Origin of the sequence: Meiothermus rufus DSM 22234, from assembly GCF_000423425.1 — a bacterium.
Taxonomy (GTDB): domain Bacteria; phylum Deinococcota; class Deinococci; order Deinococcales; family Thermaceae; genus Meiothermus; species Meiothermus rufus.
In genome coordinates, this window is record NZ_AUHY01000074.1 from 1 (window position 1) to 11,475 (window position 11,475).

The window sequence follows — 11,475 nt, forward strand, 5'->3', positions numbered from 1 at the left end:
AAAGGCATCATGGGCGGGAGGGCTCTTCTCCTTTGGACTACAGCGAGCGGCCTCGGTACAGGTGAAGACCCGCTGAGCGGCGATGAGAAAGTGGATGTAGTCCAGGTCATCGCACTTCGGTGGGTTCATGGGCATCACCCCCTTTGGAGAAGCTTGGCTAAGCACTCTCCTCCTAGCACACAGAAGAATGTCCAGTCAACTGCAACTGCGTAACTCCTATCCGGTATAAAAGCTTGGGCTATAGGGGTGGTGCATTAGAGCTGGCTCTGCCGGTAGGTGAGCGCCTCCGCCAGGTGGGCCTCCTGGATGTTCTCGGCCCCTGCGAGGTCGGCGATGGTGCGGGCCACCCGGAGGATGCGGTCGTAGCTCCTTGCGGTGAGGGCTAAGCGTTTGGTGGCGGCTTGCAAGAGGGCCTCGGAAGAGGGGGAAAGCACCGTGTGCTGGCGCAGCGCCCTGCCGAAGAGTTCGCTATTGAGCTTCCCCTGGCGGGCCTTCATCCTTTCCCTTGCTGTCAGCACCCGTTCTCGCACTGCGGCGGTAGACTCCCCTTCCGGGGCGCGGGCGAGTTCGGCGGGGGTGAGTCGGGGGACTTCCACCACCAGGTCGAAGCGGTCGAGCAGGGGGCCGCTGATGCGGCCCACGTACCGGGTGCGCTGGCTGGGGGTGCAGCTACAGGGTCTTTCCGGGTCGCCGTGCCAGCCGCAGGGGCAGGGATTCATGGCGGCAATCAGCAAGAAGCGGGCGGGGTAGGTGAAGCTGGCCCTAGCCCGGGCAATGGTCACCACCCCGTCTTCCAAAGGCTGGCGCAACACCTCTAAAGCTTCGCGGGAAAACTCGGGGAACTCGTCGAGAAAAAGAATACCCCGATGGGCCAGGGAAATTTCGCCCGGCTTGGGGATCGAGCCCCCACCGATCAAGCCCACATCGGAAACGGTATGGTGGGGGCTGCGAAAGGGAGGCATCCGGATGAGGCCCTGCACCAGCCGTCCTGCTGCGGAGTGAATGCGGGTGACCTCGAGGGCCTCCTCCCGTGAAAGGGAAGGCAACAGCCCCACCATCCGCTTGGCCAGCATGGTCTTGCCCGAACCGGGCGTGCCGGTCAGCAAAAGGTGGTGCCCTCCGGCGGCGGCGATCTCGAGGGCCCGCTTGGGCTTGGCCTGGCCCTTCACATCGAGGAGGTCGAGGATGGGAAAGCTCTCCTCGGCCTCTTTTGGCTGGGCCAGGGGCAACAGCTCCTGGCCCAGCAAGAAGCCCACCAGTTGCCCCAGCTGCATTGCGCCGTAAACTGTCACACCCTCAATCAGGGCAGCCTCCGCCGCAGAGACTTGGGGCATGAGGAGCTTATATCCCTCCTGCAAAGCACCCAGGGCCATATTGACCGCCCCTGGCACCGTCCGCAGCTCACCATCTAGGCCCAACTCCCCCGCTACCGCAAAGCCCTGCAGGGCCTGGGGGGGCAGCACCCCCTGGGCTACCAGCAGCCCCAGGGCGATGGGCAGGTCGTAGTGGGTGCCCTCCTTACGTAGCTCTGCTGGGGCCAGGTTGATGATGACCCGGCCCTGAGGGTAGGGGAAACCGGTGTTTTTCAAGGCGGCCCGCACCCGCTCCCGCGACTCCTCCACCGCCTTGTCCGGCAGGCCCACCACCGCATAGGAAGGCATTCCCGGGGAAACATCCACCTCCACGGTGATAGGCTGGGCCTCGAGGCCAAATAGGCTATAGGTTCGTATCTGAGCCAGCATACACTGCCTTATAGCTTAGCGGCCCGGTAGGCCAAACCTTGGGTCATGTAGACCGCCGAAGCCCCGCTGGCTGGTATGCTGTGGGTCAATGAACGACCGCTTCAAGATGGGTGAGGAAGAAGAGGCCAGCACCCCCCGTCGCCTGATTGGGGAGATCGCCTATGTGCTGTTCCTTTCCGCACCTCGGGTGGTGGCGGAGGGGATCAAAACCCGCCTGCAAGAGCGCCGGATTCCGGTGCACCTCGAGACCCCCTTCACCCACCTTGGCCTGCCTGAAGCCTACCTAGGCACCTACACCGGGGATGTGAGCCTCTGGGTGCCTGAGACGCTGTACGAGGAGGCCATCTTGATTGCAGCACGCGACCAGGGAGAACCCTCATGAGCGTAGTGGGAATTGACCTAGGCGGAACCAAAATCATGGCGGGGGTATTCCGGGACGGGGCGATTCGCTCCCGGGTAACCCTCCCCACACCGGAAGCAGGGGGGCAGGCGGTGATTGAGGCCATGGCCCAGGCCGCCCGAGCGGCTATGGAGGCCGCGGGCATCTACCACGAGGTCAGGGCTATTGGCCTGGGTACCCCAGGGCCGCTGGACTTTAGGCGGGGGGTGATCAAGTTCACCCCCAATATCGCCAACTTCAACGATTTTCCCATCGTCCATCGGTTGGAGCAGGCCACCGGTCTAAAGGTGTACGTGGAGAACGACGCCAACGCCGCAGCGCTGGCCGAGCACAAGCTGGGTGCCGCCCAAGGGGCAGAAAGCTCTCTGTTTATGACGGTTTCCACCGGGGTAGGGGGCGGTTTTGTCTGGGGCAACCGGGTGCTGCGGGGCGCGCATGGGCAGGGCGGCGAAATTGGGCATATCACCATGCAACCCGGCGGCCCTATGTGCGGCTGTGGGCTGGATGGCTGCCTGGAAGCGCTAGCCACCGGCCCCGCCATGGAGCGCATGGCCCTAGCGGCTTTTAAGCGCGAGGTGGGCACCCGTGAGCTTTTCGCCCTCTTTCAGCAAGGCGACCCCCGGGCAGCCCGTATCGTTTTGCAAGCCGCAGGCTGGGTCGGTATTGCCCTGGCCTCACTGGCCAAGACTTTTGACCCCGAGGTAATTGTGCTGGGCGGAGGTATTGCCCTCAATGCGGGCCCGGCTTACCTCGAGGAGGTCGAGCGTACCTACCAGCGCTATATGGAACACTGGGTGGCCCCACCTATCCGGCCAGCCAAACTAGGCGGCGAGGCAGGGCTTCTGGGGGCAGCCCTCACCGCAGCCCTCGAGGTTGGTGAGGCCTAGTCAGCGTTGCCAAAAACACAAAATCCCCCGCGGCATTTGCGTACACTCCTGGCTGGTCATGATTACTATGTACACCACCTCCTGGTGCCCCGACTGCCACGCCGCCAAGCAAGCCCTGCGCGCTTTGGGCCTCCCTTACCAGGAAATCAATATCGAGCAGAACCCCGCTGCGGCTGAACTAGTGGTAAAGATCAACAAGGGCAAACAGAGCGTGCCCACCCTCGTATACGGCCCACACGCGGTCTCCATGAGCCGGTTTTCCTTGGGCAGGCTCAAAGCCTGGCTCCTGGAGGTGGGGCTACTGCCCCAGCAGGCCTAGGGCTTCATCCAACACAAAAGGGGCCGTGTACTCCCCCAATAAGTTGATTTATTTTGTAAGTTTACAAATCTTGTAAGTTGTGCTAGCCTAACCCTACCGCTGCTTTTGCAGCGGCCTTTGCAGTCTGGGAGGAAGCATGTCACTACTGCGCAAACCGGTCAAAGCCGTATCCATCCCTAGCCCGGCCCGGCCCGAGGTGCGTCCGCAGTACCCCCTGGTGGCCTTAGGCCTGCTGGGGCTGGGCTGGCTTTTGCTCAAGCTACCCTCGGTTCAGGGGCTATTGGTGCTGCTGGGGGTGGGGCTGGGCTTCACCCTCTTTCACGCTCGCTTTGGCTTTGCCTCGGCCTTCCGCCAGCTGCTCAGCGTGGGGCAGGGGCGGGCTTTGCAGGCCCATATGCTGTTACTGGGCTGCACGGCTACCCTGTTCGCCCTGCTCTTTGCCCTGGGCCAGGGGCTGGGCGGTCAAAACCTTGCGGGCTACCTGGCCCCCATCGGCCCAGGCCTTCTGCTAGGGGCCTTTTTGTTTGGGGTGGGGATGCAGCTCGCCGGAGGGTGCGCCTCCGGCACCCTCTACGCTAGCGGCAGCGGTAGTCTGCTGGGTTTAGTAGCCCTGGTCAGCTTTATCGCGGGGTCGGTGGTGGGGGCCTGGAACCTCGAGTTCTGGACCAACGGGCCCGGGGCCGCTGGTACCCTGCCCCCCGTCTCGCTGGTGGCGCACTTCGGCCTGGGGGGTGCCCTGGCCCTGACCCTGCTTTTGGTGGGGGGTCTGGCCCTGTTGGCCGAATGGGTGATGCGCAAACGGCAGCCCCCACCCCCCAAGCAACCTAAAGGAGCCCAGGGCTGGGCCCGGCTGCTACGGGGAACCTGGCCACTGTGGGTGGCGGCACTGGTGCTGGCGGTGCTGAATGCCGCTGTGCTATACGTGAGCGGGCGGCCCTGGGGGGTTACCTACGGCCTGACCCTCTGGGGCTCCCAGGCCGTGGAGGCCCTGGGGCTGGCCGAGCCCGCTTTCTGGGGCTTCTGGAACGGACAGTCGCCCCTGGCCCTCTCCCCCCTGGGCCACCCTACCGCCCTAACCAACCTGGGTATCCTGCTGGGAGCCCTGATCAGCGCCGCGCTGGCGGGGGCCTTCGGCCAAAACCCTCGGGTGGGCTGGCGGGTTGTTCTGGCTGCGGTACTGGGGGGACTACTGATGGGGTATGGGGCCCGCCTGGCCTACGGCTGCAACATCGGGGCCTACATCGGCGGGGTGGCCTCCTTCAGTCTGCACGGCTGGGTCTGGCTGGGTATGGCCCTGCTGGGCACCTGGGTAGGGCTATGGCTCAGGCCCTGGTTTGCCCTATCCAACCCCAAGCCTACCGATAGCTTCTGCTAAAGGCTTCGCTCCACGCTCGAACTAGGCTGCCCTGTGTGTGGGGCGGCCTAGGGGTTTATGGCCCCTTTCCGGGACAGCCAGGGGGGCCTTGGCTTTGGTCATTTTTTCGCGGCTTCTACCGCACTACGAAAAAATTCCAGTACCTCTACCTTCGGCAAAGAAGAGGCTAAGCTGGATGGAGCGATGCGGTAGGAGGTTACCTCGAGGTCAATCAGGGCGCTCTCGGCGCTGCTGGTGAGGCGGATGCTAGCCCCTGCGGGCACACGGAACCAGAGGTCCATCTCTTCCTGCAAGGGCAGCAACAACGCGTTATCGGCGAGGGCTCCAGCTTTTACCCCAGAGAGGAAGATCGCCCGGGCCTCGCGGGGCTCCTGAATTTCTAACATCAAAGGCGCAGCCCGGCCCGAGATACCCACCCCCAAGGGGTTTTCTACGTAGGCATAGCCCTGGAGGTGCAACAACGAGGGCTCCTCGTGGCTAGCCCAGATAATGCCCGACGTGGTGGCCTGGGAAGGGGCGCGAATCCAGCGCACATGCCGCCCTTCCACCTCAAAGCCCGGCCCAAAGCGAGCCTCCTCCAGAAGGGCCAGCTCGCTACCCCGGGCCAGCTCGCTGGTGCTAGGCCCGGTAGGCAGGGGTTCATGCATACCCAGCCAGGCCTTCAGGCCGTAGCGGATCCAGCCGGTCAGGGTATTGACGAAGGTTCCCCAGTCGGCGGTGTCGCCTGCCATCAGGCGGTGGTAGGCCTCGGCCATGCGCTGCTCTTCCATGGCACACTGCAAAGCAGCCTGCCGGTGGTACTGCTGGCGGCGACCGGGCTGCAATCCCAGGTACAAAACCCGGCGGCTAGCATCGTCGGAGAACTGCCACTGCCCAGTGTAGACCAGCCAGCCCCGCCGCTCGAGCTCGTCCAGATAAGGCGTAGCCTCCAGCGCGTCCAGCAGACCCTGGCTATAAGGGCCAGGGTGTACCGAGAGCCGCTCCAAAGCCAGCCGGGCCTCGAGCGAGAGCATCCGGGCCTCGAGCTGCACCTGGGCCCGCACCCGCTGGGGCAGGGGTACCTCGCTGCCGTTGTAAGGTACAGCCAGGAGTTCCCGCAGGTGACCGGGCGAGCCTCCAGAAGCCAGATACAACCGCGCCGCCTGGGTAAAGGGCAGGTTGGCCAGCAAGGTAGCGCGGGCCTCGGCCCACGACAAGGGGGGCAGGGTAATGTAGCGGGTGCGCTCGGCAGGATAGTGGCTGCGCAGCTCCAGAATCAGTTTGGGGTCCTCGCCATAGGAGGAACGCTCGACCACCCAAAGCCCATCGCGGTCAGTGAGGATGCGCTCCAGCGAGACGTCGGTGTAGGGTGGGCGCAGATAGTGCAGCGCCCTGCCCCCTCCGCGAGGGCCTTCTAGAAAGGGCATACCCAACGTTTTGGCCAGGGCCTGGGCAAAGGCCGTGCGCCCCGAGCCGGGACGGCCCATCAGAATTAGCACCGCGGGTAGGGTTAGCTGCGAGGCCACTTCCTGCACCAATCGCTCACGCCCCACGGTACCAGAGCTATTGGCCATAAGTTGCGAGCGCTGGCCCTCGAGCCAGGCCCGAAACTCCACCGAAAGCTCCTCTAGCCCCTCCATCGGGGCGCCCGGCCCGGGGGTGCGATCCAGGGTGATGAAGGGGGGCAGCTGCAAGGGGTCCTCTCCCGGCTTAAACAGGGTATAACCCAAGGGAGCCAGGGCCTGGCTCAAGCGGTGCAGCTCGACCCGCAGGTTTTGCGAGGCCGCACTGTGCCCCCAGAGCAGATCGGCCAGCACCTCGCGGCGGGTCCCCCCTTCCAAAGCCAGGTAGTACAGAATGGCCAGCCCCTTACGCTGGAGCTTAAGCTCGCGGCCCTGGTACTCCAACCGGGCCGGCCCCCATAATTTAAGTTGGATTGGTCCTCCTACTCGATTCATGCACGCACTCCTTGCAAACCCACTGGACAGCCCACCTCGAGCCAGCCACCCAAGCCCCCGCCAAAATACCCTCCGGTCAAATGCCTTTTGGGATAAGAGCCTTGAGGATATACCGCCAGGGCGGTTTCCGCAGGAGCCTGGCTTGAACCGCTCGAGCTATCCCGTCTGGTTTGTTGGACGTTATCTTTCCTTCTCAAGCGTGAACTCCTTCGTTTTTGCAGGGTAGCACGGAATGTGCAAGAGGCTTGGTCAAATGCACAACCAGCAGGCTTTTACATTGAGCCAGCGAAACAGGGGCATAGGTTGGACGGAGAAGCTGCAAAGGACGGGTCGGCTGAGTTGGTGAAGGAAGCCCAGGAGCGGGTTGCGTAGGGCCGCTTTTGCTTCTTTCTCCAGAGCCCACCTAAAGCGGTAAAGGGTGGCCTGAGCGGGCAGGGCCCGGCCTGTTTTTCCTCGACCAAATCCCATCCGCAGCAGCCAGTCCCGTTGATCTTCGATCCACTTCGTTCAACCACTCCCCAAACCCATCAGCACCAGCATGAACCGCATTCACCAGTCATACCTACGGTTAGGGGCTCGCACGTCGGGTACTCCCATCAAGTACGGTATTGGGCTGGGTATGCCTCTCGCTCCTTCTGGCTTGTTCATACTGCATATAAAAGCCTGGGGCTCCCTGGTGCAGTTTGAAATTTTACCCAAGCTCGAGCTAAACTGTGTTTTAACTTCTACCTAACGAGCGTTAGTTAGGTCCACGGGAGGCAGGATGGCAGGAAAGTACGGCGTACCCACCGACCCCGACTACCCCAAGCGGCTGGCCGAGTTCGAGGCCCGCATTGCCCGCGGCGAAAAGATCGAGCCTGGCGACTGGATGCCTGAGGAATACCGCCGCCAGCTCATTCGCATGATCTCGCAGCACGCCCACTCCGAAGTGGTGGGGATGCTGCCGGAAGGCGCCTGGATCACCCGGGCCCCCACCCTCAAGCGCAAGATGATCCTCATCGCCAAGGTGCAGGACGAGGCCGGCCACGGGCAGTACCTCTACCACGCGGCCGAGACCCTGGGCATCACCCGGGAGGCCATGCTCGAGGCCCTGCTCTCGGGTAAGGCCAAATACTCCTCTATCTTCAACTACCCTACCCTGACCTGGGCTGACATCGGCACCATCGGCTGGCTGGTGGACGGGGCAGCCATCAAGAACCAGACCATGCTGGCCCAGTGCTCCTATGGCCCCTATAGCCGGGCCATGGTGCGCATCTGCGCCGAGGAGACCTTCCACCACAAGCAGGGCAAGGAGATGGTGTTGCTTTACGCCAAAGGAAGCCCTAAGCAGCGCCAGATGGCCCAGGACGCCATCAACCGCTGGTGGTGGCCGGCGTTAATGATGATGGGGCCACACGACCAGGACTCCCCCCATACCCCGCTGCTCATGCGCTGGGGTATCAAGACCAAAACGAACGACCAGGTGCGCCAGGAGTTCATCAACGAGCATGCCCCAGAAATCCTCGAGGCTGGTCTGAGCATTCCCGACCCCCAACTGCGCTACGATCCGCAAAGCGGCAACTGGCTGCACGGGCCCATCCACTGGGACGAGTTCTGGCAGGTGGTGAACGGCAACGGCCCCATGAACAAAGAGCGCCTGGCCGCCCGCCGGAAGGCCCACCAGGAAGGTGCTTGGGTGCGCGAGGCCCTCGAGGCTTACGCTGCTAAACAGCAAAAAGCCGCTGTGGCGGTCTAAGAAGAGGCCCCTATGGACACCCAATGGCCCCGCTGGGAAGTCTTCAAACAGGACACCCCCAGCAAACCCCATCAGGCGGTGGGCTCGGTGCACGCCGCCGACCCGGAACACGCCCTGCTCACGGCCCGCCACGTCTTCGCCCGCCGGCCCCAAGCGGTAAGCCTCTGGGTGGTGCCGGCAGAGGCGGTGTTTTCGGTCACCAAGGAGCAGCTCGAGGCAGGCACGGTACCTTTTCCTGAAACCCCTCCAACCACCAAGCCCACCCTCTACTACGTTTTCCGCAAAACCTCGCACAAACGCTCCATGACCTTCGTGGACTACGTGGGCGAGGTCAGCGCGGCTGGCCCCGCCGAGGCTTTGAAAGAGGCCCAATCCCGTTTCACCGATGCCGAGGCTTTGGCCTGGTGGCTGGTGCCTGCCCTGCAGGTGGTTAAAAGCGACCCCAGCCGTGAAGCCATCGAGAGCTGGTTTGAGCCAGCCAAGGACAAGACCTACAAGCAGCAGCAGTACTACGCCACAGTGGGTTCGCACGTCAGCAAGCACAAAGGAGCGAAGCGATGAAGCCTGAGGTCAAGGAAGCCCTGATCGCCAAGCTGACCGCGCTGGCCGACGACGAGGTGATCCTGGCCCAGCGCAACAGCGAGTGGGTGGGGCACGCCCCCATTTTGGAAGAGGATATCGCCCTGGCCAACCTGACCCAGGACGAGCTAGGCCACGCCCAAATCTGGTACGGCCTACGTCAAGCCCTGGATGGCGCGGACCCCGACCGGCTGGTCTTTTTCCGCGAAGCCAGCGAGTTTCGCAACGCCGAGCTGCTCGAGCTGCCTCGGGGTGACTGGGCCTTTACCATGCTGCGGCAGTTCCTTTTTGACCTTTACGAAAGCCTGTGGCTCGAGGCTGCCCAGCGCAGCCTCTACCCCCCCTTGGCCCAGGCTGCGGGCAAAATCCTGCGGGAGGAGCGCTTCCACTTGCAGCACTCCCGGGCCTGGGTGGAGCGGCTGGGCCTGGGCACCGAGGAATCCCACCGCCGCCTGCAAGAGGCCCTAGACTTTCAATGGGGCTATGCCCAGCAGCTTTTTGTGCCCATCCCAGGCGAGGCCCTGCTAGTGGCCGAGGGCCTACTGCCCGATCTAGAAACGGTGAAGGCCCGCTGGCTCGAGTACGCTACCCAGCGCCTACAACAATCCGGCCTCAAGCTCCCCATCAACCCCGGCTACCAGCCTGCCGACCGCAGCCACCACACCGAGCACCTGTGGAGCCTCCTGGCCGAGATGCAGTCCACCGCCCGTTGGGACCCCCAGGCCCAGGTTTGGTAAGATGACCGCCCTGCCCACCAGCCAAGAGCTCTGGGATGCCTTAGCCCGGATTCCCGACCCCGAGATTCCGGTGGTAGGTGTAGTGGAGATGGGCATCGTGCGGGAAGTGGTGGTGGAGGGCCGCAAGGCCACCATCCGCATGACCCCTACCTTTTCTGGCTGTCCGGCGCTGCACCTGATCCGGGCCCAGCTCGAAGCAACCGCCCGTGCCCTGGGCTTCGAAGAGGTAGTGGTAGAGACCGTGCTCTCGCCACCCTGGACCACCGACTGGATTACCCCCGAGGCCAAAGAGCGCCTGCGCCAGTACGGTATTGCCCCCCCGGGGCCGGCCAGCGGGGTTCCGCTCGAGGCCGCCCCCACCCCCTGCCCCCACTGCGGCTCGCTCAACACCAGCCTCAAAAACGCCTTTGGCCCTACCTTGTGCAAGGCCATATACGTCTGCAACGCCTGCCAGGAACCTTTCGAACGCTTCAAGGCCCTCTAGCGGCAAGGCGGGTCAAATATCCCTAGCCCCGGTTCCGCCAGGGAGGTTCCGTCAATAGGTGTGTAAACCTGCTCAGGCAGCGACCTCCTCCTGGGTGACCTCGATGCCGTCCTCGTAGCGCACCCCGGCGTGGACCTTGGCCAGCAACTCCGGGGCATTCAACCGCCGGAACCTCTTTTGGGCCACCATCAGCATCTTCCAGATCACTGCCGTGGCCCGTTCCACCTTCTTGAACCGCTTGGCCGCATCCGTCCGCAGCCGCAGTGCGGCGAAGGGCGATTCGATCACGTTCGTGGTCCGCAGGTGGCGCCAGTGCTCCTTGGGGTACCGGTAGAAGGTCACCATCCGCTCCCAGTCCCGCCCCAGCGTCTGCGCCGCCTTGCCGTAGCCGTGCCGGTGACACCAGGCCTCGAACTCCTTGCCCTTCCGTTCCGCCTCCGCCCGGGTCGGCGCGTAGGCGATGGCCCCCAGCATGGGCTTGGCCACGGCCTGCTGGTGGCGCGGCAACTGCTCCAGCACATTGAGGACCTTGTGGTTCCAGCAACGCTGCTCGTCGGCCTCCGGCCACACGTTGCGCAGTGCCCCCCAGATCCCCAGGTGCCCGTCCCCGATCACCAGCCGCGGCGCGTTCATCCCACGCTCCCGCAGGTCCCGCAGCACTTCCGACCAGCTCTCCACCGACTCCCGGTACCCGGGTACGACCGCCACCACCACCTTGCGGCCATCCGACAAGGCGGCGATGGCCACCAAGAGCGCCGCCCGCTCGCGCTCCAAGCCCGCCTTGACGTAAATGCCGTCCACCCAGAGATAGACGACTTCCAGCCCGTCCAGGGGCTGCTGGCGCCACGCCTCCCACTCCGCTTGCCACTTCGTCTTCAGGCGCGCCACGGTGGAGGCCGAAACAGGCGCCTCCTCCCCCAAAAGACCCCGCAGGGCCAGGTCAAAATCCCCTTCCGCCAGCCCATGCAGGTATAGCTCCGGCAAAAGCGCTGACACCTCCTGCGTGCGCCGCACAAAAAGGGGGAGAATCCGGCTCTCGAACCGCTCCTCCACCCCCCGGACCCGGGGCCGCCGCACCTCGATGGTGCCCATGGAGGTAGTCAGCTTCCGCGGCTTGCCGTAGCCGTTGCGGTAACCGCACGCATCGACGGCCGCCCGCCTCTCATACCGGGCACGGCCCAGAAATTCCGTCACTTCCTCCTCCAGCAGCCCCTGCATCAACTCCCGGATCTTCCCCCTCAGCCAATCCCGCAACGTCTCCCAGGTGGGAGATGACGAAC

The 11,475-nt window shown here is 64.0% G+C and carries 11 protein-coding genes and 1 pseudogene; 8 read left to right on the plus strand and 4 right to left on the minus strand.

The annotated features are described in order from the left end of the window. Both G552_RS16360 and G552_RS0111925 read right to left on the minus strand, forming a co-directional pair. Positions 1-165, minus strand: a pseudogene (locus tag G552_RS16360) (IS701 family transposase); the annotation flags it as partial. A gap of 89 nt (positions 166-254) precedes the next feature. Continuing rightward, positions 255-1,742: a YifB family Mg chelatase-like AAA ATPase gene (locus G552_RS0111925; RefSeq protein ID WP_027883244.1), complete on the minus strand. Its 1,488-nt coding sequence runs from the start codon at positions 1,740-1,742 to the stop codon at positions 255-257. Between the two features lie 88 nt (positions 1,743-1,830). Between G552_RS0111925 and G552_RS0111930 the strand changes: the two genes are divergently transcribed. From G552_RS0111930 to G552_RS0111945, 4 genes are all read left to right on the plus strand, one after another. Then, complete coding sequence (locus tag G552_RS0111930) at positions 1,831-2,124, plus strand: hypothetical protein (RefSeq protein ID WP_245575194.1); 294 nt, start codon at positions 1,831-1,833, stop codon at positions 2,122-2,124. Beyond that, complete coding sequence (locus G552_RS0111935) at positions 2,121-3,029, plus strand: ROK family protein (RefSeq protein WP_027883246.1); 909 nt, start codon at positions 2,121-2,123, stop codon at positions 3,027-3,029. The genes G552_RS0111930 and G552_RS0111935 overlap by 4 nt, the downstream gene beginning before the upstream one ends. Before the next feature lie 58 nt (positions 3,030-3,087). Then, on the plus strand, positions 3,088-3,348 hold the full coding sequence (locus G552_RS0111940) for a glutaredoxin family protein (protein WP_027883247.1): 261 nt from the start codon (positions 3,088-3,090) through the stop codon (positions 3,346-3,348). Positions 3,349-3,484: 136 nt separating this feature from the next. Beyond that, a complete protein-coding gene (locus tag G552_RS0111945; RefSeq protein WP_027883248.1) occupies positions 3,485-4,723 on the plus strand; it encodes a YeeE/YedE family protein in 1,239 nt (412 codons plus the stop codon). A gap of 98 nt (positions 4,724-4,821) precedes the next feature. On the opposite strand, the gene G552_RS0111950 is transcribed toward G552_RS0111945, so the two are convergent. Further along, positions 4,822-6,609 (minus strand): helix-turn-helix domain-containing protein, encoded by a 1,788-nt coding sequence (locus tag G552_RS0111950; protein WP_245575195.1) that lies wholly within the window; start codon positions 6,607-6,609, stop codon positions 4,822-4,824. Positions 6,610-7,423: 814 nt separating this feature from the next. Between G552_RS0111950 and paaA the strand changes: the two genes are divergently transcribed. The 4 genes from paaA to paaD are packed head-to-tail and all read left to right on the plus strand — an operon-like array spanning position 7,424 to position 10,195. Continuing rightward, the gene (paaA, locus tag G552_RS0111960) at positions 7,424-8,395 is read left to right on the plus strand and encodes a 1,2-phenylacetyl-CoA epoxidase subunit PaaA (RefSeq protein WP_027883249.1); all 972 of its coding nucleotides are present in this window, start codon (positions 7,424-7,426) and stop codon (positions 8,393-8,395) included. Positions 8,396-8,407: 12 nt separating this feature from the next. Continuing rightward, on the plus strand, positions 8,408-8,956 hold the full coding sequence (locus G552_RS0111965; protein WP_027883250.1) for a phenylacetic acid degradation protein: 549 nt from the start codon (positions 8,408-8,410) through the stop codon (positions 8,954-8,956). Then, on the plus strand, positions 8,953-9,711 hold the full coding sequence (paaC, locus tag G552_RS0111970) for a 1,2-phenylacetyl-CoA epoxidase subunit PaaC (RefSeq protein WP_027883251.1): 759 nt from the start codon (positions 8,953-8,955) through the stop codon (positions 9,709-9,711). Before G552_RS0111965 ends, paaC begins: the two co-directional genes overlap by 4 nt. Before the next feature lies 1 nt (position 9,712). Further along, positions 9,713-10,195: a 1,2-phenylacetyl-CoA epoxidase subunit PaaD gene (paaD, locus tag G552_RS0111975; RefSeq protein ID WP_027883252.1), complete on the plus strand. Its 483-nt coding sequence runs from the start codon at positions 9,713-9,715 to the stop codon at positions 10,193-10,195. A 72-nt stretch (positions 10,196-10,267) separates the two neighbouring features. Here paaD and G552_RS0111980 read toward each other — a convergent pair. After that, positions 10,268-11,475: IS256 family transposase (locus tag G552_RS0111980; protein WP_084640437.1), on the minus strand; the 1,208-nt coding region annotated here is incomplete at its 5' end.